Origin of the sequence: Aeromicrobium jepli (genome assembly GCF_047246605.1) — a bacterium.
Classification (GTDB): domain Bacteria; phylum Actinomycetota; class Actinomycetes; order Propionibacteriales; family Nocardioidaceae; genus Aeromicrobium.
Genome location: NZ_JBFOKO010000002.1, coordinates 475398 through 500511, shown reverse-complemented (window position 1 = coordinate 500511; position 25114 = coordinate 475398). Strand labels below are relative to the sequence as shown.

Annotated in this window: 25 protein-coding genes and 1 riboswitch; of the genes, 13 read left to right on the top strand and 12 right to left on the bottom strand. The window is 71.0% G+C overall.

Annotation, left to right across the window (positions count from 1 at the left end; genetic code table 11):
- The first annotated feature begins 145 nt into the window (after window positions 1-145).
- The gene (locus AB3M81_RS06065; protein WP_412903137.1) at window positions 146-1417 is read left to right on the top strand and encodes a hypothetical protein; all 1272 of its coding nucleotides are present in this window, start codon (window positions 146-148) and stop codon (window positions 1415-1417) included.
- A gap of 61 nt (window positions 1418-1478) precedes the next feature.
- Here AB3M81_RS06065 and AB3M81_RS06060 read toward each other — a convergent pair whose 3' ends face one another.
- Window positions 1479-2051 carry an HhH-GPD-type base excision DNA repair protein gene (locus tag AB3M81_RS06060; RefSeq protein ID WP_412903005.1) on the bottom strand — a complete coding sequence of 191 codons (573 nt, stop codon included), beginning with the start codon at window positions 2049-2051 and terminating at the stop codon, window positions 1479-1481.
- 50 nt (window positions 2052-2101) lie between these two features.
- The gene (locus AB3M81_RS06055; protein ID WP_412903004.1) at window positions 2102-3430 is read right to left on the bottom strand and encodes a condensation domain-containing protein; all 1329 of its coding nucleotides are present in this window, start codon (window positions 3428-3430) and stop codon (window positions 2102-2104) included.
- Between the two features lie 45 nt (window positions 3431-3475).
- Here AB3M81_RS06055 and AB3M81_RS06050 point away from each other — a divergent pair, with 45 nt between their 5' ends.
- Complete coding sequence (locus AB3M81_RS06050; RefSeq protein ID WP_412903003.1) at window positions 3476-4258, top strand: alpha/beta fold hydrolase; 783 nt, start codon at window positions 3476-3478, stop codon at window positions 4256-4258.
- A 56-nt stretch (window positions 4259-4314) separates the two neighbouring features.
- Here AB3M81_RS06050 and qcrB read toward each other — a convergent pair whose 3' ends face one another.
- The 4 genes from qcrB to ctaE form a co-directional block, all read right to left on the bottom strand.
- Window positions 4315-6027 (bottom strand): cytochrome bc1 complex cytochrome b subunit, encoded by a 1713-nt coding sequence (qcrB, locus tag AB3M81_RS06045; protein ID WP_412903002.1) that lies wholly within the window; start codon window positions 6025-6027, stop codon window positions 4315-4317.
- A complete protein-coding gene (gene qcrA / locus AB3M81_RS06040; protein WP_412903001.1) occupies window positions 6024-7115 on the bottom strand; it encodes a cytochrome bc1 complex Rieske iron-sulfur subunit in 1092 nt (363 codons plus the stop codon). Before qcrA ends, qcrB begins: the two co-directional genes overlap by 4 nt.
- Window positions 7112-7948: a cytochrome bc1 complex diheme cytochrome c subunit gene (qcrC, locus tag AB3M81_RS06035; protein ID WP_489671970.1), complete on the bottom strand. Its 837-nt coding sequence runs from the start codon at window positions 7946-7948 to the stop codon at window positions 7112-7114. The genes qcrA and qcrC overlap by 4 nt, the downstream gene beginning before the upstream one ends.
- Window positions 7949-8098: 150 nt before the next feature.
- Window positions 8099-8704, bottom strand: a complete 606-nt coding sequence (gene ctaE, locus AB3M81_RS06030; RefSeq protein WP_489671969.1) for an aa3-type cytochrome oxidase subunit III — start codon at window positions 8702-8704, stop codon at window positions 8099-8101.
- Window positions 8705-8728: 24 nt separating this feature from the next.
- Here ctaE and AB3M81_RS06025 point away from each other — a divergent pair, with 24 nt between their 5' ends.
- Both AB3M81_RS06025 and trpD read left to right on the top strand, forming a co-directional pair.
- Window positions 8729-9139, top strand: a complete 411-nt coding sequence (locus tag AB3M81_RS06025) for a response regulator (RefSeq protein ID WP_412902999.1) — start codon at window positions 8729-8731, stop codon at window positions 9137-9139.
- An 11-nt stretch (window positions 9140-9150) separates the two neighbouring features.
- Complete coding sequence (gene trpD / locus AB3M81_RS06020; protein ID WP_412902998.1) at window positions 9151-10188, top strand: anthranilate phosphoribosyltransferase; 1038 nt, start codon at window positions 9151-9153, stop codon at window positions 10186-10188.
- A gap of 142 nt (window positions 10189-10330) precedes the next feature.
- Here trpD and AB3M81_RS06015 read toward each other — a convergent pair whose 3' ends face one another.
- Window positions 10331-10609, bottom strand: a complete 279-nt coding sequence (locus tag AB3M81_RS06015) for an Lrp/AsnC family transcriptional regulator (RefSeq protein ID WP_313408106.1) — start codon at window positions 10607-10609, stop codon at window positions 10331-10333.
- 4 nt (window positions 10610-10613) lie between these two features.
- Window positions 10614-12350: a DEDD exonuclease domain-containing protein gene (locus AB3M81_RS06010; protein WP_412902997.1), complete on the bottom strand. Its 1737-nt coding sequence runs from the start codon at window positions 12348-12350 to the stop codon at window positions 10614-10616.
- Between the two features lie 89 nt (window positions 12351-12439).
- On the opposite strand from AB3M81_RS06010, the gene AB3M81_RS06005 reads away from it, so the two are divergent.
- From AB3M81_RS06005 to AB3M81_RS05985, 5 genes are all read left to right on the top strand, one after another.
- Entirely contained in the window at window positions 12440-12679 is a 240-nt protein-coding gene (locus AB3M81_RS06005) for a hypothetical protein (RefSeq protein ID WP_412902996.1), read from the top strand.
- Between the two features lie 44 nt (window positions 12680-12723).
- Window positions 12724-12883: riboswitch (cyclic di-AMP (ydaO/yuaA leader) on the top strand.
- Between the two features lie 9 nt (window positions 12884-12892).
- Window positions 12893-13849, top strand: a complete 957-nt coding sequence (locus AB3M81_RS06000) for a C40 family peptidase (protein ID WP_412902995.1) — start codon at window positions 12893-12895, stop codon at window positions 13847-13849.
- 51 nt (window positions 13850-13900) lie between these two features.
- Window positions 13901-14656 (top strand): hemerythrin domain-containing protein, encoded by a 756-nt coding sequence (locus tag AB3M81_RS05995; protein WP_412902994.1) that lies wholly within the window; start codon window positions 13901-13903, stop codon window positions 14654-14656.
- Window positions 14653-15798, top strand: a complete 1146-nt coding sequence (locus tag AB3M81_RS05990; RefSeq protein ID WP_412902993.1) for a zinc-dependent alcohol dehydrogenase — start codon at window positions 14653-14655, stop codon at window positions 15796-15798. Before AB3M81_RS05995 ends, AB3M81_RS05990 begins: the two co-directional genes overlap by 4 nt.
- Window positions 15799-15806: 8 nt before the next feature.
- Window positions 15807-16388: a hypothetical protein gene (locus tag AB3M81_RS05985; protein WP_412902992.1), complete on the top strand. Its 582-nt coding sequence runs from the start codon at window positions 15807-15809 to the stop codon at window positions 16386-16388.
- 74 nt (window positions 16389-16462) lie between these two features.
- On the opposite strand, the gene AB3M81_RS05980 is transcribed toward AB3M81_RS05985, so the two are convergent.
- The gene (locus AB3M81_RS05980) at window positions 16463-18205 is read right to left on the bottom strand and encodes an AMP-dependent synthetase/ligase (RefSeq protein ID WP_412902991.1); all 1743 of its coding nucleotides are present in this window, start codon (window positions 18203-18205) and stop codon (window positions 16463-16465) included.
- 73 nt (window positions 18206-18278) lie between these two features.
- On the opposite strand from AB3M81_RS05980, the gene AB3M81_RS05975 reads away from it, so the two are divergent.
- A complete protein-coding gene (locus AB3M81_RS05975; protein ID WP_412902990.1) occupies window positions 18279-18728 on the top strand; it encodes an SRPBCC family protein in 450 nt (149 codons plus the stop codon).
- Complete coding sequence (locus tag AB3M81_RS05970) at window positions 18721-19761, top strand: ROK family glucokinase (RefSeq protein WP_412902989.1); 1041 nt, start codon at window positions 18721-18723, stop codon at window positions 19759-19761. Before AB3M81_RS05975 ends, AB3M81_RS05970 begins: the two co-directional genes overlap by 8 nt.
- On the opposite strand, the gene AB3M81_RS05965 is transcribed toward AB3M81_RS05970, so the two are convergent.
- Together AB3M81_RS05965 and AB3M81_RS05960 are read right to left on the bottom strand one after the other, a co-directional pair.
- Window positions 19661-20086, bottom strand: coding sequence for a hypothetical protein (locus AB3M81_RS05965; RefSeq protein WP_412902988.1), 426 nt, complete (start codon window positions 20084-20086; stop codon window positions 19661-19663). The genes AB3M81_RS05970 and AB3M81_RS05965 overlap by 101 nt on opposite strands.
- Before the next feature lie 19 nt (window positions 20087-20105).
- Window positions 20106-20876 carry an alpha/beta hydrolase gene (locus tag AB3M81_RS05960; protein ID WP_412902987.1) on the bottom strand — a complete coding sequence of 257 codons (771 nt, stop codon included), beginning with the start codon at window positions 20874-20876 and terminating at the stop codon, window positions 20106-20108.
- Between the two features lie 58 nt (window positions 20877-20934).
- On the opposite strand from AB3M81_RS05960, the gene AB3M81_RS05955 reads away from it, so the two are divergent.
- Both AB3M81_RS05955 and AB3M81_RS05950 read left to right on the top strand, forming a co-directional pair.
- A complete protein-coding gene (locus AB3M81_RS05955; protein WP_412902986.1) occupies window positions 20935-21684 on the top strand; it encodes a lysophospholipid acyltransferase family protein in 750 nt (249 codons plus the stop codon).
- A 65-nt stretch (window positions 21685-21749) separates the two neighbouring features.
- Window positions 21750-23087 (top strand): class II 3-deoxy-7-phosphoheptulonate synthase, encoded by a 1338-nt coding sequence (locus AB3M81_RS05950; protein WP_412902985.1) that lies wholly within the window; start codon window positions 21750-21752, stop codon window positions 23085-23087.
- A gap of 54 nt (window positions 23088-23141) precedes the next feature.
- Here AB3M81_RS05950 and pknB read toward each other — a convergent pair whose 3' ends face one another.
- On the bottom strand, window positions 23142-25106 hold the full coding sequence (gene pknB / locus AB3M81_RS05945) for a Stk1 family PASTA domain-containing Ser/Thr kinase (protein ID WP_412902984.1): 1965 nt from the start codon (window positions 25104-25106) through the stop codon (window positions 23142-23144).
- Between the last annotated feature and the right edge of the window lie 8 nt (window positions 25107-25114).

The following is a 25114-nucleotide window of genomic DNA, read 5'->3' as shown; positions in this document are numbered from 1 at the left end:
GCTCGTGATGTCCGCGACGCTGCGGTGGCCCGGCTGGCCGTAGTCGCCGGCGGCCTCGCGCCAGCCCTCGCCGTCGAAGCCCGCCTTCGGATGGAGGCTTCTGCGCTAGGCTCGCCGAAGCTTGCCAGGGAGGGCCCTCTTGTCGATGATCGAGAAGTTTGTTCAGTCCTATCAGCGTCAGTACGATTTCTGGGACGCTCTGGCCCGAAAAGCTCGCGGCATCATCGAGGCTGAAATCGCGGGTGCCGGCATACAGGCGATCGTCACCAGCCGAGCCAAATCCGTTGAACGTCTGCGCATGAAGGTCGAGCAGCGGGCACGGAAGCGGAAGTACAGGACTGTCGACGAAATTGGGCGGGACATCTCCGATCTTGCTGGCGTCAGAATCGCTTTGTACTTTCCCAGCCAAGGTTCAGAGGTCCGGAACATCCTTGACGGCGTGCTTGACGTGCCTGTCGTGAAGACGTTCCCCGACGCGAGTCACACTCGTCCCGGGGACCCGCGGTTCACCGGATACCGGGCACAGCACTACCGGGGCGCCCTGCGGCCTGACTTGCTCAGTGACCACGAAGAGCGCTACATCGGTGCACAACTGGAAGTCCAAGTCGCCTCCGTGCTGATGCACGCTTGGTCTGAGGTGGAGCACGACCTCGTATACAAGCCGCTCGATGGGGAGCTTTCAGGTACCGAGTATGCGTTGCTAGATCAGTTGAATGGTCTAGTGCAGAGTGGAGAGATAGCTCTGGAAGAGCTTCTCAGAGCAAGAGACCAGCGAATCGCTCAAGCCGCAACGCCGTTCAGGAGCCACTACGAACTCGCGGAGTTCCTACGTAGTCAGCCTCGGGTGCGGGGTGCGCTTGTCAAGGACTCGACGATGGGTTCTCTGGACGTCTTGTTCGAGTTTCTGAGAGAAGAGAGCCTCGACAGCAGCGTGGCTCTCGAGCCACTCCTCGAGCGACTTGAAGGTCAATTCGAGAACTTCTCTCTCACGGATCAAATCGTCGATCAAATCGTGACGGGTGACCCCGCTCGATATCGCGCGTATCGGCGAGCTGTAGATCGCGTCCGCCGACGGACGGCGCCTTCGTCATCGCAGACTGCTGCCGAGGGTGCGATGGGGAAGTACGTCCGCGCTTGGTCAGACCTGGAGACGGTGCTCTTCGAACGCGACTCCAAGAACAGCGGCGAAGTCCGTTCGCCGTCGCGCATCCATGAGGCACTGTTGGTCGCAGCCAGGGACGGTGACTTGTCCTCAGAAGAGCTCGATCGCGCATTGCGTGCTCGAAGGCTCCGGAATGAGCTACTGCACTCGAGCACCAGGCTGCACCATTGGGGTCCAGCTCAGTACAACCTCCTGGGTGAGGAAGCAGAGTTCCTTTCAGCATTGGCGGAGCGGCTTCGAAGAACCTCGAAGTGATGGGACCTCACGGCGGCTGGGGCGGTACATGCTCCCGCCACGTGACACGGAGGTGTGAGCCTCAGCCCTTCGCGGCCTTCGCGGCCGCCTTCTGCTCGCGCTTGAACTCGCGGACCTTCGCCAGGGACTCCGGGCTCGTGATGTCCGCGACGCTGCGGTGGCCCGGCTGGCCGTAGTCGCCGGCGGCCTCGCGCCAGCCCTCGCCGTCGAAGCCGTACTGCTTGCCCAGCAGCGCCAGGAAGATCTTGGCCTTCTGCTCGCCGAAGCCCGGCAGCGCCTTGAGCCGCTTGAGCACCTCCGCACCGGTGGGGGAGCCCTGCGTCCAGATCGCGGAGGCGTCGCCGCCCCACTCGTCGCGGACGGCGGCCGCGAGGGCCAGCACGCGTCCGGACATCGATCCCGGGTAGCGGTGCACGGCGGGGGTCTGGCGGAAGACCGCCTCGAAGGCCTCCGGGTCCTGCGCGGCGATCTCGGCGGGGTCGATCGTGCCGACGCGGTCCCGGATCTTCGCCGGACCGCTGAACGCGGCCTCCATCGCGATCTGCTGGTCGAGCAGAATCCCGGTGAGCAGCGCGAAGGGGTCGTCGGTCAGCAGCTGGTCGGCGGCGGCGTCGCCGGTGATCGAGAGGCTCATGGCCCCATCGTCCCATCCCGCCGCGGGTCGTGGACGGCCGTGGGCCGCCCTCAGGAGGCCGCGGAGCGCCGGGAGGGCTCTCGGTGCGCTCCGGACGCGGCGAGGGCCCTCATGTGCGCCACGAGCGTGTCGAGCCATGTGCTGACGCTCTGGCGGGCGGTGAGGGTATCGGGGTAGCGGCAGCGCAGGTGGACGCCGGTGTCGTCGATGATGAACCACAGCATCACGCCGTGCGTGCGGATCGCGGCGCCGACGTACTGGGCGTCGAGCCCGGCGCTGTCGATCCTGACCGGCAGCCGGCGCAGGTCGAGCCAGGAGACCGCGAACATCCCCGGCTGCTCGGGCATCCCGCCCCACGGCGCCATCAGGTCCGCCAGCGGCCAGGACCCGAGCCGGATGGCCTCCTTCACGGCGGCGGAACACGCGCGCGGATCCGGGTCGGCGGACTCCAGGACGGAGTTCGTGATGAACCAGCCGACCGAGTCGTGCCAGCGTTCCTCGTGGCGGCTGTGCACGGGGAAGACGGCGCGCAGGGGCGTGCCGGCGAGCTCCCGGGTGATCGACGTCATCGCCGAGACGGCCAGGGCGAGGGTCGAGACGCGCTCGGCCGACGCGTGGGCCGAGAACGCGGCGAGCTGCGCCAGGTCGAGCACGTCGCGGATCACGACCCGCTCGGGCTGCGGCGCGGCGTCGCCGAGGGGGAGGGGGAAGCACGGCATGGCGCCGCCGCCCGCCTCGATGACGTGGTTCCACCTGTCACGGATCTCGTCCGGCGCAGGCGGCAGCTCGGCCAGCTCGACCGTGTGCTCGGCGAACGGCGGCGCCTCGGGCAGGCGCGGCCGCCGGCCCTCGCGCGCCTGGTCGAGCGCCGCGAGGAAGTCGCGCGCCAGCACGAGCAGCGACCACATGTCGACGTGGGAGTGGTCGGCGGCGAACACGAGGCTCGGCCCGTCGACGGTCTCGATCACGCAGAACCGGTGGGACGGCCGGTGGTAGGGGCGGCACGTCGCGTCCAGGACGTCCCGGAGGGCGTCGTTCATCGCCTGGCCCGGCAGGACCTCGTGCTCGGTCCAGAAGCCGCCCTCGACCTCGACCTCGTGCAGCGAGGGCGTGCCGTCGACGCCGGGGACGAACACCGACCGCAGCGTGCCGTGCCGCTGGACCACGGCGCACCACGCGGCGGCGAGGTCCTCGCGGGGGAGGGGCTCGGGCAGTCGCATGGCGAGCGCCATCCACGAGCCGGCGCGGTCGCCCCAGCCCACGTGGCGCCCCTGGTCGAACGACAGCGGCAGCGCGCGACCCGGCTCGGACACCACGAGGTCGTGGCTGAGCAGCGGGCCGAACGGCAACCGCAGGTGTGCGACGTGGGTGAGGCGCATGCCGATAACCTAGTGCTTCGACGATCCCCCCCCTCAGGAGCCGTGGTGCACCGTTTCCCCGTGCCGGGTGCCGAGCTCGCCTGGGCGTTCAGCGACGAGTCCGGGCACCCCGTCGTCCAGCTGCACGGACTCACGTCCAGCCGCTCGCGCGACCGCCTGCTCGACCTCGACCTCGGCCGCGGCCTCTCCGACACCCGCCTGCTGCGGTACGACGCGCGCGGACACGGGCACTCCTCGGGACGCCCCGAGCCGGAGGACTACCGCTGGCCCCACCTCGCCGAGGACCTGCTGCGGCTGCTCGACCACTGGTTCCCCTGTGAGCGCGTCCACGGCGTGGGCCCCTCGATGGGCACCGCGACGCTGCTGCACGCCGCCGTGCGCGAGCCCGACCGGTTCAGCGGCTTCACGCTGCTGCTGCCGCCCACCGCGTGGGAGACCCGGCGGGCCAGGGCGGGGGAGTACCGCCGCACTGCCGACCTCGTCGAGAGCGCGGGCGTCGACGCCTGGCTCGAGTCGTGCCGCGGCCTGCCGCAGCCGCCCGCCGCCGTCGGCCACCCCGACACGGTGCCGCACGTGCGCGCCGGGCTGCTGCCGTCCGTCTTCCGCGGCGCCGCCCTGAGCGACCTGCCCGCGCCCGAGGAGATCGAGGGCATCGACGTGCCGACGACGATCCTGGCGTGGGTCGGGGACCCGGCGCACCCTCTGTCGACCGCCGAGGCGCTCGCGGACCTCATGCCCCGCGCGACGCTGCAGGTGGCGCACACCGGCGAGGACGTGCGCGGCTGGCCCGCGGTGCTCGCACGCGACATCGCGCGTCACGGGAGCTGAGCCGGGAACGACGAAGGCCCCGACCATGACTGGTCGGGGCCTTCGTCGTCGCTGACTCAGTGGACGCGGGGGACACCCGTCTCCGAGACGCCCTGGAAGTCGTCGCCGAGCACCACGGGGTGCTCGCCGCCGCCGGCCAGGTGCTCGGCCGCGTGCTCCATGTCGTGCGCGGTCGGCTTGTCGACCGAGCCGCTGTAGTAGAACTCGCGCATCCGCTGGCGGAACGACTGCTTGCGGTGGTCCGGGTTGCGGACGCCGTTCGCGTCGGTCTTGGCGGGCTTCTCGGCCTCCAGCTCGGGCAGGCGCTCGCGCGCCGCCGTGAGGGCGTAGGCGTCCGCGGCCGGCAGCGGGGCGTGGCGCTCCGCGTAGCCACCGTCGGGGGAGCGGTCGATGACGCCCGTCTCCCAGCCGTGGGTCAGCGTCTCGTTGTCCTTGCGCTGCAGCGAGATGCAGATGCGCTTCGTGACGATGAACGCGATCACCGGGAACACGAAGATGCCGATGCGCAGGACCCACGTGATGGCGAAGATGTCCAGGCCGAACTTCAGCGCGATGATGTCGTTGCCGCCGGCGATCCAGCCGCAGGCGTAGGCGGTCATCGCGGCCACGCCGAGCGCGGTGCGAACCGGGGCGTTGCGCGGACGCTCGAGCAGGTGGTGCTCACGCTGGTCGCCGGTGATCCAGCGCTCGATGAACGGCCACAGGGCGAGCGACGTGAACAGGATGCCCAGGCCGCCGACACCCGGGAGGAAGACGCTCCACGTCCACGTGCGGTTGAACCACGTGGTCTCCAGCGGCGGCATGAGGCGCACGAGACCCTCGGACAGGCCCATGTACCAGTCGGGCTGCGAGCCGGCCGTGACCTCGGACGGGTTGTACGGACCGTAGGCCCACACCGGGTTGATCTGGATCAGGGCACCCATCAGCGCGGTGAAGCCGAAGACGACGAAGAAGAAGCCGCCGGCCTTGGCCATGTACACCGGGAGCATCGGGTAGCCCACGACGTTGTCGTTGGTGCGTCCGGCGCCGGGCCACTGCGTGTGCTTGTGGTAGACGAGCAGCAGCATGTGGGCACCGATCAGGCCGAGCAGCAGCGCCGGGATCAGCAGGATGTGCGCCATGTAGAGGCGGGGGATGATGATCTCGCCGGGGAACTCGCCGCCGAAGATGAAGAACTCCAGGTAGGAGCCGACCAGCGGGATCGAGCGGATCAGGCCGTCGACGAAGCGCAGGCCCGTGCCGGACAGCAGGTCGTCGGGCAGCGAGTAGCCCGCGAAGCCCTCGACCATGCCGAGGCTGAGCAGGCCGACGCCGATGAGCCAGTTGATCTCACGCGGCTTGCGGTACGCGCCCGTGAAGAACACGCGCAGCATGTGGGCCATCATCGACGCGATGAACAGGTTCGCCGACCAATGGTGGACCTGGCGCATGAGCAGGCCGCCACGGATGTCGAACGAGATGTCGAGGGTCGAAGCGTAGGCCTGCGACATCTCGATGCCGTACAGCGGCGCGTAGGAGCCGGTGTACTCGACCTCGCCCATGCTGGGGACGAACCACAAGGTCAGGAAGACGCCCGTCAGCAGCAGGACGACGAAGCTCCACAGGGCGATCTCGCCGAGCATGAAGGACCAGTGCTCGGGGAAGACCTTGCGCAGGTTCTTCTTGCCTGCCGCGGCCAGGCCGAGGCGGTCGTCGAACCAGCCGACCGGTCCTGACAGCTTCTTGCCGGACGGGGAATCCTCGATCCGGGTGAACGTGCTCTGGCTCATGCCTCACCACCGAACTTCTCGTTGAGCTGCTTCTGGTCGCGAGCGAGCTCGGGGTAGCTGGGCGCCACGATCTCGGGGAAGTCGCTGACGGCGACCAGGTAGCCCTCACCATCGACCGCGAGCGGCAGCTGCGGCAGCGGACGGTAGGCGGGACCGAAGATCACCTTGCCGTTGTCGGCCAGGTCGAACGTCGACTGGTGGCACGGGCAGAGCAGGTGGTGGGTCTGCTGTTCCCACAGGCTGATCGGGCAGCCGACATGGGTGCAGATCTTGGAGTAGCACAGAATGCCATCGACGCCCCAGTTCTCACGGCCCTTCTTCGGCGTGATGTCCTCGGGTCGCATGCGCACCACGATGACGGCGGCCTTGGCCTTGGCGGCCAGCAGATCGTGACCGTGGATGACGGCGTCACCCTCCTCGTCGGTCTCGAAGAAGATCGCGGGCTCGGCGTTGACGAGCTGGCCGACCTCGAGGTCGCCCGGCTTGATCGGCTCACCGGACACGTCGTTGACGACGCGCATGCCCTTCTTCCAGACGGTCTCGTCCTGGCTGTGGGGGAGCGGGCCGAGGTCGCGCAGCAGCACGATCGCCGGCAGGCCCATGGCGCCGACGGCGCCGAGCAGGCTGTTGCGGATCAGCGGGCGACGGCCGATGCCGCTCTCGTTGATGCCGGCGTTGATCTCGGTCATGACCGAGGCGCGGTCCTCGTCGCTGGAGCGAGCGGGGTGACGCATCTCGACCATCTCGTGATCGCCCATGAGCTTCTTGGCCCACTGGATGATGCCGATGCCGATGAGCAGCAGGCCGCCGCCGAGGGTCGTGCCGAACGCGAAGTTCTGCGCCGACCAGCCGCCGAAGGCGTTGCCGCTGTTGGGGTCGCCGAACGCGAAGATCCGCGTGTCGGAGTCGATCGTGAAGTATGCGACGCAGAAGCCGAGCAGCAGCAGCGTGGCCAGGCCGAACATGCCGGCGATCTGGCGCTCCGTGCGGCGCTCCTGCGCGGCGTCGACGTCCTGCGGGCGGTACTTGTGGGGAGCCAGACCCGGATCGGCGATGGGGTCGCCGGTGGTCTCGATCTCGTTGGTCATCGCTTCTTCGACCTCGTTCCGTGCATGCCGATCCAGACCGCGAACGCCGTGAGTCCGCCGATGCCGACGATCCACACGAACATGCCGTCGGCGACCGGGCCGAGGCCGCCGCCGCCGAGGCCGCCCGCGTTGCCCTGCTGCTGCACGGTCTTGACGTAGGCGATGATGTTGCGCTTGTCCTCGGGGGTGAGCACCTCATCGGAGAACACGGGCATCTGCTGCGGGCCGGTCAGCATGGCCTCGTAGATGTGGATGGCGTCGACGCCCTTGAGCGTCGGCGCGAAGCGGCCGCTCGGCAGGGCGCCGCCGGCGCCGACCGAGTTGTGGCACGCGGTGCAGTTCGTGCGGAAGAACTCGCCACCCTCGGCGATGCCCTCCTCGTCGACGTCCTGCCAGTTGATGTCCTCGTCGGACGGGCGGGCCGGGCCGGGGGCCAGCGAGGCGACGTAGGCGGCGATCTGGTCGATCTCCTCCTGCGTGTACTCGTTCGGCTTGCGGATCGCCTGCGGCGCGGTCTGCGCCATGGGCATGCGGCCGGTCTCCATCTGGAAGCCGACGGCGGCCGCGCCGACGCCGATCAGCGACGGACCGTAGTTGCCCTTCTCGCCGTCCTCGCCCTGGGTCGTGATGCCCTGGGCGTTGAGGCCGTGGCAGCTGGCGCAGCCGACGACGAAGAGCTGGCGGCCCGCATCGATCTCGGAGGCCGGGGTGGTCTCCGCCGTCGCGGGCTCGGGGGCGACCGCCGCGTACGCCGCGCCGGTCAGCAAGAGTGCCAGGGCCAGCAGCGCCAGAAGCGCCATGGGATGCCGGCGCCGTGTCGACAGTTTCCGCACCGAGAACCTCGTTCCTGAAGATCGTTTTAGGACCAGGGGATGTCGGCGCCGACCTCGGCGCCACCCCGACGTATCGGGCCCATGCGTTCGCATCAGCGTAGCGAGGACCGAGCCGTGACTTTGTAGTTAGGTACGCCTATCCCCGAGGGGTCAGCGGATGATGTAGATGGCCGCGAACAGGGCCACCCAGACGACGTCGACGAAGTGCCAGTAGTAGGACACGACGATCGCCGAGACCGCCTGCTCGTGGGTGAACTTGCGGGCCGCGTAGGTGCGCGCGATGACCAGCAGGAAGGCCAGCAGGCCGCCGATGACGTGGATGCCGTGGAAGCCGGTCGCGAGGTAGAAGAGGCTGCCGTACGCATCGCTCTGGATGGTGAGGCCCTCGTGGATGAGCTCGGCGTACTCGGTGGCCTGGCCGCCGATGAAGACCGCGCCCATGATGAAGCTGATGATGAACCACTTGCGCATGCCCGCCGCGTTGCCCTTGGCCGCGGCGTAGACGCCGAGCTGGCATGTGACCGAGGACAGGACCAGGATCGTGGTGTTGGCCGTGGCGAACGGGATGTTCAGCAGCTCGGTGCGCTCGGCCCACAGCTCCGGCGCGACGCTGCGCACCGTGAAGTAGGCCGCGAACAGGGTCGCGAAGAACATCAACTCACTGGACAGCCACACGATGGTGCCGACCGTCACGTAGGACGGACGGCCCTCGACGCCGTGGAGCCGGGACGCGGGGATCGCAGAAGTAGTTGCCACGCCCTCATTATGTACGATGCCACCGTGAGCGACCACCAGCCCCTTCGTGTCCTGCTGTTCAGCGACGATCGCGACGTTCGCGCGGCCGTCATCGCGGCGCTGGGGGCGCGTCCTCACCCCGACCTGCCGCCCGTCGAGTTCGTCGAGTGCGCGACCGAGCCGGTCGTGTGGCAGCACCTCGACGAGGGCGGGATCGACCTGGCGATCCTCGACGGCGAGGCCGTGCCCGCCGGCGGCATGGGCATCGCCCGCCAGATGAAGGACGAGCTCTACGAGGGCCCGCCGTCGATCGTCCTGACCGGTCGTCCGCAGGACGCGTGGCTCGCCACGTGGTCGCGTGCCGACGCCGTGGTCAACCAGCCGCTCGAGCCCTTCCGGCTCGCCGAGGCAGCGATCGAGCTGCTCCGCGGCGCCGCCACCGGCGCGACGCGGTGACCGCCGCCTCGATGACCCTGTCCTGGCCCCGCGTCCTGGGCGAGCTGCTCGCCCGGCGCGACCTCGACGCCGACACCACCGCGTGGGCGATGGGCGAGATCCTGTCGGGTGACGCGACGGGCGCCCAGATCGCGGGCTTCGCGATCGCGCTGCGCGCCAAGGGCGAGACCGCGGCGGAGCTGCAGGGGCTCGTCGACGCCATGTACGCCAAGGCCACGCTGCTCGACCTGCCCGACCGCGTCGTCGACATCGTCGGCACGGGCGGCGACATGGCCAAGACGGTCAACATCTCCTCGATGGCCGCCGTCACGACGGCCGGTGCGGGGATCGGCGTCGTCAAGCACGGCAACCGCGCCGCCTCCAGCCAGTCCGGGACGGCCGACGTCTTCGAGCGGCTGGGTGTCCGGCTCGACGTCCCCGCCGAGCACGTCCTCGACGTCTACCGCGAGGCCGGCATCACGTTCTGCTTCGCGCCGGTCTTCCACGCCTCGATGCGCTTCGCCGGCCCGGCCCGCCGCGAGCTCGGCGTCCCCACGTTCTTCAACTTCCTCGGCCCGCTCACCAACCCCGCGCGCCCGGCCGCCTCGGCGATCGGCTGCGCCGATCCGCACATGGCGCCGCTCATGGCGGACGTGCTGGCGCGTCGCGGCAGCACGGCGTTCGTGTTCCGTGGCGACGACGGCCTCGACGAGATCACGGTCACCACCACGACGCGCTTCTGGGTGCCCGGGGAGAACGGCATCGAGGAGCAGGTGTTCGATCCGGCCGAGATCGGCATCGACCACGCGCCCGTCGACGCCCTGCGCGGTGGGGAGCCGGAGTACAACGCGGACGTGTTCCGCCGGGTGCTGGCCGGCGAGCGCGGCCCGGTCCGCGACGCGGTGCTGCTCAACGCCGGCGCGGCGATCGCCGCGCACGAGGGCATCACGGGAACGCTGGCCGAGCGGATCGGCGCCGGCGTGGCGCGCGCGACGGAGTCCATCGACTCGGGTGCCGCGCAGGCCGCCCTCGCCCGCTGGGTCGAGGCCACCAACCGCCACGCCCGCTGACGGCGGGCGCGGGGGAGGCGGTGAGCTGTCAACCGTTCCCCTCAGAGCGCGGTGAGTTCTCAACCGCGTGGAGCTCCAGACGGTTGACCAGCCACCGGCAGGTCGGGGGAGTGGTTGGCCACCGCCCACCCGGTGACCGCGGTCAGTCCAGGCCTATGGCGAAGGCGTCCTCGAGGTCGTGCCGGCTGAAGGCGCGGAAGGCGATCTGCGTCTGCGTGGACAGCACGCCCGGCACCTTGTTGAGCCGGTCGGCGACGACCGAGGCGATCTCGTCGTGGTTGCGCACGCGCACCATGGCGATCAGGTCGTGGTCGCCCGTGACGGAGTAGACCTCGCTGACGCCGGCGATGTCGGCGATCGCGGCCCCCGTCTCGGGGATCGACGAGACCTCGGCCTGGATGAAGACGATGGCGGTGATCACCGGCTCAGCCTAGCCCCGGCGCTTCGGCCGGCATCGCGAACTGGCGCTCGACGTCGAAGCGCTCGAGGTGGCGCGCCGCGGCCGGCCACGCGGAGGTCCACGAGCCGCGCACCATGCGGACGCCGGGGGACTCGAGCCAGCGCAGCAGGCTCTCGGTCTCCTCGATCAGCGCGGCCGGCATGGGCCGGGGCGCGGGCTCGACGGACTCGGCGGTGGTCAGCAGCGTGTCGACCCAGCCGGCCGTGGCACCGGGGGTGCGGGCGATGTCGCGCGGCAGGATCGCCGCGGCGGCGAGCCGGCCGTGGCGCACGACGTGGATCTGCCAGCCCTCGTCGTGCGGCGCGGCGGCGATGAGCTCGGGCTCGCGGGCGAGGGAGTCGAGCCGCTGCGTGCGGCGCACGGCGCGGATGAGGCTGGCGGCGCGGTCGCGCATGACGGCGGCGTCCTCGAAGCGCTGGGAGGTCGCCAGGTGCGCCATGCGCTGCTCGAGGTGCGCGACGACCTCGACGGGGTCGGCGGACATCGCGCGGCGGACGCGGCCGACCTCGTGCGTGTAGTCCTCGACCGTGACGGTGCCGTCGCACGGGGACAGGCACTGGCCGAGCTCGGCCAGGACGCACGCGGCGCGGCTGGGCGACAGCGGCAGTCGTCCGGTGCACTGGCGGATCCGGAACGCGTCGTGCAGCGTGGCCATCGCGGCCTCGGCCTGCTTGCGGCTGCCGAACGGCCCGATGTGCGTCGCCGCGCCCTCGACGACCCCGCGCACGAGGGAGATGCGCGGCCACGGCTCGTCCGTGAGCCGCAGCCACATCGCGCGCTCGGGGAACTTGGAGCGGCGGTTGTACGGGGGCCGGTGCCGGTCGATGAGCCGCAGCTCGCGCACGCGCGCCTCGGTGTCGGTGGCGCACACGACGGTGTCGACCTTCTCGGCCAGGGCGATCATCTCGCCCATGCGGGTGCGGGTCTCGGCCTTGGTGAAGTAGGAGCGCACGCGCGTGCGCAGCGAGCGCGAGGTGCCGACGTAGAGGACGTCCCCGCGTGCGTCGCGGAAGAGGTAGACGCCCGGTGCGTCGGGCAGGCCGTCGGCGAGGTGCTTCTTGCGGCGCTGGGCCGGGGTGACCTTGGAGGTGAAGGAGGCGACGTCCTCGACCGTAGAGACGCCCCACGTGCCGAGTCGCTCGAACAGCGCGTGCAGCACGTCGACCGTGGCGCGCGCGTCCGTGAGCGCGCGGTGGTCGGGCTGCACGGGGGAGAAGCGTGCCGCGAGGGTGGCCAGCTTGACGTTGGGCACCTCGTCGCGCAGCAGCGTGCGGCGGGCGAGGACGGCGGTGTCCACGACGTCGAAGCCCGGCCAGTCGATGCCGAGCTCGCCGGCCGCGTGCTTGAGGAAGCCGACGTCGAACGGCGCGTTGTGCGCCACGAGGACGGTGCCGCGGGCGAACTCCAGGAAGCTGGGCAGCACCTCGGCGATGCGCGGCGCCTCGACGACCATCTGGTCGGTGATGCCGGTCAGCACCGTGATGAACGCCGGGATCAGCTGGTCGGGGTTCACGAGCGTCTGGAACTCGCCCAGGATCTCGCCGCCGCGCACCTTGACCGCACCCACCTCGGTGATCTTCGAGCCCTTCTTCGGCGACCCGCCCGTGGTCTCGAGGTCGACGACGCAGAACGTGGTGTCGGCGAGGGGCCGGCCGCCCCAGTCGATGCCGGGGTCGTCGAAGGCGGGTTGGTGCATGGCCATGGCGATGACGGTAGGCGGCCGGTCCGACGAATCCGCGCAGGCGCCGGTGTGATCCGAAACTGTCGGAGGGGGTATCTAGCGTCGCGCCCATGAACGACATGGAAACCCCGGCCCCGATGGTCGTGGACTGTGACAGCTGCCTCGTCCGGTGCGCTGCCGTGTGCGCCGACTGCGTCGTCTCCGTGCTCCTGGGGCCACCGGCGGACGCCGTCACCTTCGACCCCGACGAGCGTGCCGCGCTCGACACGCTGGCCGCGTCCGGGCTGGTCCCGCCGCTGCGCCTCGTGGTCGGGATGGATGGTCCCGAACATCACGTCGAGGCGGGTTGATCGCGCTGGTGGGCGCGAACTACAGTGAACTCTCGTGCCGCCGGATGGCGGTGCCGCCGAATCGTCGGTGACCAGCCGCCTGGCCGGGTGAACGACGAACCGGGGAACCAAGTACGTGGGGTGAATCGACCGGCCCGCCGGTCGTAGGGCAAGACCGAGGCCCGAACCCGTCAGCTCACCTGGTAGGCGTCGAGGTACTCAGGAGTTCATTTCGTGCGCTTCCGCACTCCCGCGGCCTTCGTGGCCGCCACGGCCTTCGCGGCCGGGTCCTTCATCGTCGTGTCCCCGGCCCAGGCCGACCCCGAGGTCACCCGCGCCGACGTCGAGAAGGCGTTCGACAAGGCCGAGGCCGCCAACGAGAAGCTCAACGGCCTCACCGAGGACGCGCGCGAGCTCGACCGCCGCATCGACGAGGTCGCCGGCGAGATCCGCCAGATCCGCAAGGTGTACCGCGTCCAGCGCGACGAGCTCGGCGCGGACATCGTCCAGCAGCAGCTCGAGCAGCCGCTCGGCCCGACGGTCGGCCTGCTCGCCAGCCAGGACCCCGACCTGTTCATCGAGGGCCTCAGCGCGATCGACGCGCTCAACTCCACCCGCGCCGACGCGCTCGAGTCGTTCACGCGCACGCGCGTCGAGCTCGAGAAGCGCCAGGCGCAGCTCGCCGAGCACCAGGACGCCCTCGACGAGAAGCTCGCCGCGGCGAAGAAGACCAAGAAGAAGCTCGACAGCGCGTACCGCGAGGCCAAGTCCGACTTCGACCTGCTCAGCGCGGCGCAGCAGTCGCAGATGAGCGCCGGCGACGTCACGGCCGTGAGCAACGCCGGCGAGGGCGCCGCCAAGAAGGCCATCGCGTTCGCCATGGCCCAGCTCGGCGAGCCCTACGTGTACGGCGGCGCAGGCCCCGACTCGTGGGACTGCTCGGGCCTCATGATGAAGGCGTACGCCGCCGCGGGCGTCTCGATCCCTCGCGTCGTCGGCCCGCAGATCGCCGCCGGCCGCTCGGTCTCGGCGTCCGAGCTGCAGCCCGGCGACCTCGTCGCGTACCCGAGCATGAGCCACATCGGCATGTACCTCGGCGGCGGCAAGGTCATCCACGCCCCGCGCCCGGGCAAGAGCGTCGAGATCACCAGCCTGTCCTCGGGCTTCGGGGTCTACGCGCGCGTCGCCTGATCCACCGGCGCGGGCGCGTGTAAGCCCGCACGCAGCGGGTACGCCCGCGGCATGACCTCGCTCGCGGACCAGGACGAGCGTCGGCTCGGGGGCAATCTCAGCGTGCTGACGCGCCAGAAGAGGGACCATGTGCGGCTGGACCGGCTGCTCCACCAGCTCGCGGTGGCTCCGCCGGGCGACGACCGGGACCGGGTGCTGCGCAAGATCGCGCGACTGGTCTTCCCGCACGCCTTCGCCGAGGAGTCGGTGCTGTGGCCGCTCATGCGCCGCGTGCTGCCCGACGGCGAGGCGCTCACGCTGCAGGTCGAGCAGGAGCACCAGGAGGTCAACGAGCTGTGGACCTCGCTGGAGCGGCTGCCCGCGACCGACAGCCGGCGTGAGACGATCCTCGACCGCCTGACGCGCGTCCTGCAGGAGGACGTGCGCGACGAGGAGGACGAGCTGCTGCCGCGCCTGCAGCAGCGCACCACCGTCCGCCAGCAGCAGGCGCTCGGCGTGGCGTGGGAGGTCGTCCGCCGGATCTCGCCGACGCGACCGCATCCCGTCGTTGCCCGCCGCCCGCCGGGCAACGCGATCGCCGCGCTGCCGCTCACGATCACCGACCGCAGCCGCGATGCGCTCGACCTCGTCGCCCAGCACTCCGCGCGACTGCGCGAGCCCGCGACCCGGGCCAGCGCCGCGCTCGCGCGCCTCGCCGGGCGGATCGAGCAGCTGCCGCCGCTGCGCCGGGGAGAGCATCCCAGCACCCATCGGTCGCACGGGACGTTCGGAGCCACCAGTCCAGTCACCGAGGGAGGACATGCATGAAGGCGATGGTGTACCGAGGGCCCTACCGGGTCCGGGTCGAGGAGAAGCCGCACCCCAGGATCGAGCACCCGAACGACGCGATCGTCCGGGTGACGCACGCGGCGATCTGCGGCTCGGACCTGCACCTGTTCCACGGGATGATGCCCGACACGCGCGTCGGCACGACGTTCGGCCACGAGTTCATCGGCGTGGTCGACGAGGTCGGCCCCTCGGTGCGCAACCTCCAGGTCGGCGACCGGGTCATGGTGCCGTTCAACGTCTTCTGCGGCACGTGCTACTTCTGCGCCCGCGGCCTGTACTCCAACTGCCACAACGTGAACCCCAACGCCACGGCCGTGGGGGGCATCTACGGCTACTCGCACACCACTGGCGGCTACGACGGGGGCCAGGCGGAGTTCGTGCGCGTCCCGTTCGCGGACGTGGGTCCCACCGTCATCCCGGAGTGGATGCACGAGGAGGACGCCCTGATGTGCACCGACGCGCTGCCCACGGGGTACTTCGGGGCGCAGCTGGCCGACATCGCCGAGGGCGACGTGGTCGTGGTGTTCGGCGCGGGGCCGGTCGGGCTGTTCGCGGCGAAGTCCGCGTGGCTCATGGGCGCCGGCCGCGTCATCGTGGTCGACCACGTCCCCGAGCGGCTCGCCCTGGCCGAGAGCTTCGCGCACGCCGAGACCGTCCACTTCGGGCGGCACCACGACGTCGTGGTGCACCTGAAGAAGATCACCGACGACATCGGTGCCGACGTCGTGATCGAGGCCGTCGGCGCGGAGGCCGACGGCAACCTCATGCAGCACGTGACGGCCGCGAAGCTCAAGCTGCAGGGCGGCTCGCCGATCGCGCTGAACTGGGCGATCGACGCCGTGCGCAAGGGCGGCACGATCTCGGTCATGGGCGCGTACGGCCCGATGTTCAGCGCCGTGAAGTTCGGCGACGCGCTCAACAAGGGACTCACGCTGCGGATGAACCAGTGTCCCGTGAAGCGCCAGTGGCCCCGGCTGTTCGAGCACATCCGCAACGGCCACCTGTCGCCGCGCGAGATCATCACGCACCGCATCCCCCTGGACGACGTCGCCGAGGGCTACCACCTGTTCTCGGCGAAGCTCGACGGCTGCATCAAGCCCGTCCTCACCCCGACGGCCTGAGGAGAGACATGGCGAAGATCCCCTACATCCGCGGCGTCCGGCCGAACATCCCCACGCGCGAGGAGCTGCGTGAGCGCATCCCGGGCTGGGGCGTGGACCTCGACCCCGCCGACCGCCCGGCGTTCCCGCGCGAGATCGTCAACGGCGTGCCCGAGGGCGTCCTGTGGGACTACCCGGACGAGCAGCCCGAGACCTACCCGCGCGAGCGCTCGATCGAGCACGCCCAATTGACGCCCGTGTTCGGCACCGTGGCGCCGCTGGAGGGCATCCCCGGCGCGATCCGCCGGTTCGCGTACGCGAGGTTCAGCGAGGCGCGCGCCGCGCACTGGCTGCTGCTGCTCGCGGCGGACCGGGTCGAGAGCAAGCAGCACCTGTGGCGATCGCTCGGCAGCGACCGTCCCGACAGCTTCCTGCAGGAGACCGGAGTGACGGTGGAGCGCAAGGTCGCGAGCATCCGGCCCCGGCTGGGCGGACGGGTGGACAAGCACCACGTCGTCGACCCGGTCGTGATCGCGCTGCCGGCCATCGCCGGCGGGTGGGTCGCGTGGCGGGCCCTGCGCGGCGCGGCCCGCATGGCCGTCGGGCGCTGAGTCCCGGTCGAACGACGACGGCGGCCCTTCCCCGGGTGGGGGAGGGCCGCCGTCGTGTCGGCGTCGTGGTCCGGTCAGCGGACGTAGAGCGCCTCGATCGTGTCGTGCAGGTCCCGCACGACCATGTGGCGCTTCACCTTGAACGAGGGCGTCAGGTAGCCGTTCTCCTCGGTGAAGTCCTCGGGGATGATCGCGAACTTGCGGATGGCTTCGGCGCGCGACACCTGCGTGTTGGCGTCGTCGATCGCCTTCTGCACCTGGTCGAGCAGCGCGGGGTCGTCGAGCTCGCCGTCCCAGCCTTCGGGGTCGATCGTGATGAGGGCCGACACGAACGGCTTGCCCTCGCCCACGACGAGGCACTGGCTGATGATCGGGTGCGCGCGGACGCGGTCCTCGAGGATCGCGGGGGAGACGTTCTTGCCGCCCGCGGTCACGATGATCTCCTTCTTGCGGCCCGTGATGCGCACGAAGCCGTCGTCGGAGATCTCGCCCAGGTCGCCGGTGGAGAACCAGCCGTCCTCGGTCAGCACGTCGCGCGTGGCGCGCTCGGCGTTCCAGTAGCCGGTGAAGACCTGCGGGCCGCGGAACTGCAGCTCGCCGTCCTCGCCGACGCGGACTTCGACCTCGGGGAAGGGCTGGCCCACAGTGCCGATGCGCTGGCCGCCGGGGTGGTTGACCGTGAGCGCGGCGGTCGTCTCGGTCAGGCCGTAGCCCTCGAAGACGTTGAGGCCGACGCCCTTGAAGAAGTGGCCGAGGCGGTCGCCCAGCGGCGCGCCGCCCGAGATCGCGTACCTGGCCCGGCCGCCGAGGGCCTGGCGCAGCTTGGCGTAGACCAGCTTGTCGAACACGGCGTGCTTGGCGCGCAGCGCGATCGACGGCCTGCCGTCCTCGCTGGCCATGCTGTAGGCGATCGACGTGCGGACGGCGGCGTCGAAGATCTTGCCCTTGCCCTCGGTGTACGCCTTGCTGCTGGCGGAGTTGAAGACCTTCTCGAAGACGCGCGGGACGGCCAGGACGAAGGTCGGCTTGAACTCACCGAGCGTCTCGACGAGCGCGGAGATGTCGGCGGTGTGGCCGAGCACCGAGCCGTGGCGGATCGCGCCGACCTGGATGATGCGGGCGAACACGTGCGCCAGGGGCAGGAACAGCAGCGTGGAGGAGCCCGGCGCGAACATGACGCCCAGGCGCTCGTGCGCGCCGGCCAGCTCGGCCCGGAAGTTGGCGTGCGTCAGCATGCAGCCCTTGGGGCGGCCCGTGGTGCCGGACGTGTAGATCAAGGTGGCGACGTCGGCGGGGCGCACGGCGGCGCGGCGCAGCTCGAGGGTCGCGTCCACGATCGAGACGCCCTCGGCGGGCAGCTGGCCCAGCACGTCCCCGATGGGTCGCACGGTCGTCAGCTCGGGCGCCTCGACCTGCGCCTCCTTGACGCGCGCGAGGTGCTCGTCGCTCTCGTAGAACAGGTGCGTCGCGCCGGAGTCGGCCAGGATCCAGGCGATCTGCGACGCGGAGGAGGTCTCGTACACGGGGACGGTGACGGCGCCGATCCACCAGATGGCGTAGTCGAGGACGGTCCACTCGTAGCGCGTCTTGGCCAGGACGGCGACGCGGCCGCCGGGCTCGACCCCGCCGGCCAGCAGGCCCTTCGCGGCCTCGGTCACCTGGCGATGGAACTCGCCCAGCGTGACGTCGGTCCAGGCCCCGTCGACGACGCGGCGCAGGGCGACCTTCTCGCGGTCGGCGTCCAGTCGGTCGAGGACGTCCTGACTCAGCGTGCCCCAGCGATCAACGGTCGAGGGGTCAACTTTCTGCGTACTCACAGAGAGCACCGTACTCTGCCCGCTGACCGTCCCGGCGCGCCGATAGGCTGACGCTCGAAGGCAGGAGGTGGACATGGCACGCACGGTCAGCGACATCGTGATCGAGGCGCCGGCCGGGGACGTCATGGCCGTCATCGCCCGGTTCGAGGACTATCCGGACTGGGCCACCGGGATGCAGGACGTGCGGGTGCTCGCGACCGACGAGCAGGGCCGCCCCCTCGACGTCAGGTTCGTCGTCGACTCGCCTCCCATCCGCGACACGTTCACCCTGCGCTACGACTGGCGTGACGAACGTCTCGTCACGTGGAGCCTCGTGCCCGACGAGGAGTCCATGCTCTCGGCGATGGACGGCTCCTACACGCTCGACGCCGTCGCCGGCGGCCGCACCCGGGTGACCTACCAGCTGGCGGTCGACCTGCGGCTGCCGCTGCTGGGCATGCTGCGCCGCAAGGCCGAGAAGGTCATCGTCGACACGGCCCTCAAGGGACTGAAGCGCCGCGTCGAGAGCGGAGCCCGTGCCTGAGCGGCTCGCCGTCGGCATCGACATCGGCGGCACCAAGATCGCCGGCGGCGTCGTGGACGAGGACGGCCGCGTCGTGGCGCGGGCCCGTCGCGCCACCCCCTCCACCGACAGCACCGCGGTCCTGGACGCCATCGCCGACCTCGTGGAGGAGTTCCGCGACTCCTACGCCGTCCGTGCCGTGGGCGTGGGCGCCGCGGGCTACGTCGACGTGACGGGCTCCACCGTCGTGTTCTCGCCCCACCTGGCGTGGCGCAACGAGCCCCTGCGCGACGCCGTCGTGCGCCGCACGCGACTGCCCGTCCTGGTCGACAACGACGCCAACGCCGCCGGCTGGGCCGAGTGGCGCTTCGGCGCCGCCCAGAACCAGCCCGACGTCGTGCTGGTCAACCTCGGCACGGGCATCGGCGGCGCCATGGTGCTGGACGGCCGGCTGTACCGCGGCCACTCGGGCATGGCGGGGGAGTTCGGCCACCAGCGCGTCGTCGACGACGGCCGCCCGTGCGAGTGCGGCAACCGCGGCTGCTGGGAGCAGTACGCCAGCGGGCACGTGCTCGACCGCCGCGCCCGCGCCGCGGTCGAGCAGGCCACGGACACGGGGCGGGCGCTCGTCGACCTCGCCGGCGCTGCGGACCGGGTCGACGGGCGCGTCGTCGCCGAGCTCGCGAGCCGCGGGCACGCCGAGGCCGTCGAGTGGATCGCCGAGGTCGGCCGCTGGCTCGGCATCGGGCTGGCCAACCTGGCGGCGGCGCTGGACCCCAACATCTTCGTGATCGGCGGCGGCGTGAGCGACAACGGCGAGCTGTTGCTGCGACCCGCCCGCACGGCGTTCGGCGACCACCTGACGGGGCGCGGCTACCGCTCCGAGGCGCGCATCGTCGCCGCGCACCTGGGCAACGACGCGGGCGTCGTCGGGGCGGCCGACCTGGCGCGGCTCAGAGCGCGGCGCCGTCGTCCGGCCAGTCCGGGTTACTCGGTCCCCGGTCCGGCAGTCGCGCGATCAGGTAGACGACGCCGGCGACCGCGGCCGCGATGACCAGCCCCACCACGGGCGCCGGCGGGCGCAGCGAGGCCATCGACGCCAGCAGCAGCACGGCCGGACCGCCGATGACCACGAACCACGCCAGTCGCGTGCGCGGGTCGGCACGCAGGTCCGCCGGGCCGACCTGCCGGTAGAACTGCTCGGCCGGGTCCTCATCGGGCTCGGCCTCCCGGCGCTGCTGCTCCTCGAGCTCGGCGCGCTCGCGGGCGGCGGCCGCCCGGGCCGCCGCGTCGTCGAAGTCGTCCAGGCCCGTCAGGTCGAGCTCGAGTCCCTCGACGATGCGGTCGAAGTCGTCGGGGGACGACTTGGGGTCGGTCACGAGGGACTCCTCGGGATGCTCAGGCGGACGGGGCGTGCTCGGCGATGAACCGCGCCGACCTCTCCATGATGACCTGCGCATCGTGATCGAGCGTCGCCACGTGGTAGCTGTCGGTCAGCTCGACCAGCTCGCGGTCGCGCGAGGACACCCCGCGCATGACCAGCCCGGCCGTGGTCGCGTCGACGACGTGGTCCTCCAGCGAGCGGAACATCAGCAGGGGAGCGCTCACGCGGTGCAGGTTCTCGCGCACGTCCCGCCACAGCTGCAGCTGCGAGGCGAGCGCCCGCAGCGGGGTGCGGTCGTAGCCGATCTCGTCCTGGCCCGGCATCTTGATGTCGTTGCCGATGCCCGGCATCGAGGGCAGCACGCGGCTCAGCAGCGGAACGAGCTTGAGGTCGAGCCGCTTGAGCGCGACGGCCGGGTTCACCAGCACGAGCGCGCCGACGTCCGCGGGGCGCTGCTGCGCGAGGCGCAGTGCGAGCGCGCCGCCCATCGACAGGCCCGCGACCGCGACGAACTCGCAGCGCGAGCGCAGCCGGGTGAGTGCCGCGTCGACCTCGCCGTACCAGTCGTGCCACGTCGTGGTGTTCATGTGCTGCCACGTCGTGCCGTGGCCGGGCAGCCGCGGCACCTCGACGGCGTGACCGGCGGCGGCGAGCTCGCGGCCCCACGGCGTCATGGAGGCGGGGGAGCCGGTGAAGCCGTGGCTGAGCAGGACGCCGACGGGTCCGCCGTCGGCGCTGAACGGCTCGGTCCCGGGGCGGACGGGGGGCGTGGTGGAGTCGGACATGGCGCCATCGTGCCCCATGTCGGCGGCGCGGGCGGTCCGGCGCGGTAATGTCTCGTGCGTGTTCTACTGGTTCCTCAAGTTCCTCGCGCTGGGTCCGCTGCTGAAGCTGATCTTCCGGCCGTGGGCGGAGGGGACCGAGAACGTCCCCCGCGAGGGCGCCGCGATCCTGGCCAGCAACCACCTGTCGTACAGCGACTGGCTGTTCATGCCGCTCGTGATCCCGCGCCGCGTCACGTACGTCGCCAAGGCCGAGTACTTCGAGGGCGCGGGCGTGAAGGGCTTCTTCCAGCGCGGGTTCTTCCGCGGCGCCGGCCAGGTGCCGATCGACCGCAGCAGCGGCAGCGCCGCCGCCGGCGCGATCCGCACGCAGCTGCGCCTGCTGGCCGACGGCGAGATCTGCGGCATCTTCCCCGAGGGCACCCGCTCGCACGACGGCAAGCTCTACCGCGGCCGCACCGGCGTCGCGCGCCTCGCGCTCGAGTCGGGCGTGCCGGTGATCCCCGTCGCGGTCATCAACACCGACGTCATCGCCCCTCCGGGCCGCCTCGTGGGCCGCTACGCGCGCCCCGGCGTCCGCTTCGGCAAGCCGCTGGACTTCAGCCGCTACGAGGGCATGGAGGACGACCGCTACATCCTGCGCGCGATCACCGACGAGATCATGTACGAGATCATGAACCTCTCGGGCCAGGAGTACGTCGACCTGTACGCCCCCGACGCCAAGCGCCGCGACAAGGAGCTGGAGAAGCAGGCGGCCAAGGAGCGCGAGCGCGCCGAGGTCGAGGAGGTCATCCGCGAGATCGCGGAGTGACCCCCGGGACTCCCGAGGTGCGGACGGCGTCATGAGGCGCTAAGGGCTCGACGTATCCTTGTGCGGTGAGCATCCCCACCCTCGAAGACCTGCGTGCGCTCGGCGCTGCCCAGCAGCCGACGTACCCCGACACCGACGCGCGGGACCGTGCCGTCGAGAAGCTGCGGAAGATGCCGCCGCTGGTGTTTGCGGGCGAGTGCGACGCCCTCCGCGACAAGATGGCCGCCGTCTCGCGCGGCGAGGCCTTCCTCCTGCAGGGCGGCGACTGCGCCGAGACGTTCGAGGGCGTCACGGCCGAGAACGTGCGCAACAAGCTGCGCGTCCTGCTGTCGATGGCCGTCGTGCTGACGTACGCCGCCAGCGTCCCGGTCGTGAAGGTCGGCCGCCTCGCCGGGCAGTACGCCAAGCCGCGCTCGAGCGACACCGAGACCCGTGACGGCGTCACGCTGCCGGCCTACCGCGGCGACGCGGTCAACGGCTTCGACTTCACGCCCGAGGCCCGCATCCCCGACCCCCAGCGCCTGTTGGACGTCTACCACGCCTCCAGCGCCACGCTGAACCTCGCGCGCGCCTTCACGACGGGCGGCTACGCCGACCTGCGCCAGATGCACGCGTGGAACACGGACTTCGTGCGCAACAGCCCCGTCCGCGAGCGCTACGAGCGCATCGGTGACGAGATCGACCGCGCCCTGGCGTTCATGGCCGCGATCGGCGCCGATCCCGACGAGCTGCACACGGTCGACTTCTACTCCTCGCACGAGGCGCTCGTGCTGGAGTACGAGCACGCCCTGACCCGCATCGACTCGCGCACGAGCCTGCCGTACGACGTCTCCGGCCACTTCGTGTGGATCGGAGAGCGCACGCGCCAGCTCGACGGCGCCCACGTGGAGCTGCTGAGCCGCATCGCCAACCCGATCGGCGTGAAGCTCGGCCCCACCACGACGCCCGACGACGCGCTCGCCCTGTACGAGAAGCTCAACCCCGAGCGCGTGCCTGGCAAGATCACGTTCATCACCCGCTTCGGCGCCCAGAAGATCCGCGACCTGCTCCCGACGCTCGTCGAGAAGGTCACGGCGGCCGGCGCCGAGGTCGCGTGGGTCACCGACCCGATGCACGGCAACACGTTCGCGACGGACAACGGCTACAAGACGCGCGAGTTCGACGACGTCATCGACGAGGTCCGCGGCTTCTTCGAGGTGCACCGCTCGCTCGGCACGTGGCCCGGCGGCCTGCACGTCGAGCTGACCGGCGACGACGTCACCGAGTGCGTCGGCGGCGGCATGCGGCTGTCCGCCGAGGACCTGGCGCACCGCTACGAGACGCTGTGCGACCCGCGCCTCAACCGGGCGCAGTCGCTCGAGCTGGCGTTCCTCGTCGCCGAGATGCTCGCCGGTCGCAGCTGATCGAGATCGTCCGACGAACGCGGGTCCGCTCCGGCGGGCCCGCGTTCGGTCGTCTCAGGACAGGAAGACCGAGACGGTCGAGCCGCGCTTGACCTTCTTGCCGGCCTCGGTCAACTGGTAGCGGACCGTGGGGTCCCCGCCCGCGAACGGGTTGCGCGTGGCGTTGAGCTTGAGGCCGACCGCCGAGAGGGCGGCGCGGGCCTGGTCCTCGGTCATGCCCTTGAGGTCGGGCACGGCGACCATCTCGGGACCCTTCGAGACCGTCAGCGTGATGGTGTCGCCACGCACGCCGGTGCCGGCGCTCGGGGACTGCGAGATGACGCGTCCCTCGCGGACCGTGTCGCTGAACTGCTCGACCGTCTTCACGACGAAGCCCTTGGCCTCGAGGTCGGCGGCGGCGTCGTCGGCGGGGTCGCCCGTGTGGTCCTCGATCGTGATGGGCTTGGGACCCTTGCTGACGACCAGGTCGACGGCGGTGTCGCGCTTGACCAGGTCGCCGACCTTGTGGCTGCTGGACTTGACGATCCCGCCGGTGGGGATTTTGTCGCTGAACTGCTCGGTCACCTCGCCGACCGTGAGGTTGAGGTCGGCGAGGATCGCGCTGGCCTCCTCGACCGTGCGTCCCTGGATGTTCGGGATCTCGTAGCGCTCCTTGCCCTTGCTGAGCGTGAGCGTGATGACGTCGTCGGGCAGCAGCCGCGAGCCGGCGTCGGGATCCGTGGAGACGACGGCGCCCTTCTCGACGACCTCGGAGAACACCGGGTCGGCGGTCTCGACGGTGAAGCCGGCGGCCTCGGCGGTCTTCGTGGCCTCCTCGCGGCTGAGCGAGACGAGATTCGGCACGGTCTCGTACCGGCCGATCGCGATGTACCAGCCGAGCAGCGCCGTGGCGGCCAGGGCGGCGACCGCGAGCAGCAGCATGAGCGGGCCTCGGCGGCTGCGGCGTGCGGCCTCGCGCTCCGGCGGGACGGCGGGGGGCACGCCGGCCGCCAGGGCCGTGGTCGGCTCGCCGACGGCGGTGGTGGGCTGGTCGGCGTCGACGTCGTACAGCGACGTGACCGGCGCGGTCAGCTCGACGTCGGCGGGCACCGTGTCCAGCGACGGGAGGTCGGCCGGGGTGGGACCCGAGCCGGGCAGCAGGTCGGCCGTCAGCTCGGGGTCGTCGGCCAGGCCGGCCGCGAGCGCCCGCTGGACCTGGCGCAGCTGGTGCAGCAGGACGCGCGCGTCGGGGGAGCGGCGGCCGCGGTCGCGCGTCATGGCGCGCAGCACGAGGGCGTCGAGGTACGGCGGGATGCCCGGCTGCACGCGTGAGGGCGGCGAGACGTCCTCGTTCACGTGACGGTGCGCGACGGCGAGCGGTGAGTCGCCCGTGTGGGGCTTGGAGCCGGTCAGCATCTCGTAGAGCATCGCGCCGCATGCGTACACGTCGGTGCGGGCGTCCGCGCCCTGGTGCGTGATGACCTCGGGAGCCAGGTACGAGACCGTGCCGACGAGCACGCCATCGGTGGTGGTGGAGTCGTGGCTGACGGCGCGGGCCAGGCCGAAGTCCGCGAGCTTGACCTCGCCGGTCGTGGAGATCAGGACGTTCTCGGGCTTGATGTCGCGGTGCACGAGGTGGACGTCGTGCGCGGCCGACAGCGCCATGAGGATCGGCTCGAGGTAGGACAGCGCGCGGCGCGGGGCCATGGGCGCCTCGGCGCGCAGCACGTCGCGCAGCGTGCGGCCGGGCACGTACTCCATCACGAGGTACGTCGTGTCGCCGTCGATGCCCTGGTCGTAGACCGACACGATGCCGCGGTGGTTGAGCTGGGCGGCGGCCTTCGCCTCGCGGACGAAGCGGTCGGGGGAGTCCTCGAGGTCGGTGTCGGGGTGCATGATCTTGACCGCGACGACGCGGTCGAGCCGCAGGTCGGTGGCGCGGAAGACGCTCGCCATCCCGCCCCGGGCGATGCGCTCGTGGATGACGTATCGACCGTCGAGCGTCCGCCCGACGAGTGCGTCGTCATCGGTGAGCGTCATGTCCCGCC

Coding starts and splice junctions, on each gene's coding strand:
- AB3M81_RS06065 (WP_412903137.1), top strand. CDS start 146: ATGATCGAGAAGTTTGTTCAGTCCTATCAGCGTCAGTACGATTTCTGG.
- AB3M81_RS06060 (WP_412903005.1), bottom strand. CDS start 2,051: ATGAGCCTCTCGATCACCGGCGACGCCGCCGCCGACCAGCTGCTGACC.
- AB3M81_RS06055 (WP_412903004.1), bottom strand. CDS start 3,430: ATGCGCCTCACCCACGTCGCACACCTGCGGTTGCCGTTCGGCCCGCTG.
- qcrB (WP_412903002.1), bottom strand. CDS start 6,027: ATGAGCCAGAGCACGTTCACCCGGATCGAGGATTCCCCGTCCGGCAAG.
- qcrA (WP_412903001.1), bottom strand. CDS start 7,115: ATGACCAACGAGATCGAGACCACCGGCGACCCCATCGCCGATCCGGGT.
- trpD (WP_412902998.1), top strand. CDS start 9,151: ATGACCCTGTCCTGGCCCCGCGTCCTGGGCGAGCTGCTCGCCCGGCGC.
- AB3M81_RS06010 (WP_412902997.1), bottom strand. CDS start 12,350: ATGGCCATGCACCAACCCGCCTTCGACGACCCCGGCATCGACTGGGGC.
- AB3M81_RS06005 (WP_412902996.1), top strand. CDS start 12,440: ATGAACGACATGGAAACCCCGGCCCCGATGGTCGTGGACTGTGACAGC.
- AB3M81_RS05995 (WP_412902994.1), top strand. CDS start 13,901: ATGACCTCGCTCGCGGACCAGGACGAGCGTCGGCTCGGGGGCAATCTC.
- AB3M81_RS05990 (WP_412902993.1), top strand. CDS start 14,653: ATGAAGGCGATGGTGTACCGAGGGCCCTACCGGGTCCGGGTCGAGGAG.
- AB3M81_RS05985 (WP_412902992.1), top strand. CDS start 15,807: ATGGCGAAGATCCCCTACATCCGCGGCGTCCGGCCGAACATCCCCACG.
- AB3M81_RS05975 (WP_412902990.1), top strand. CDS start 18,279: ATGGCACGCACGGTCAGCGACATCGTGATCGAGGCGCCGGCCGGGGAC.
- AB3M81_RS05960 (WP_412902987.1), bottom strand. CDS start 20,876: ATGTCCGACTCCACCACGCCCCCCGTCCGCCCCGGGACCGAGCCGTTC.
- pknB (WP_412902984.1), bottom strand. CDS start 25,106: ATGACGCTCACCGATGACGACGCACTCGTCGGGCGGACGCTCGACGGT.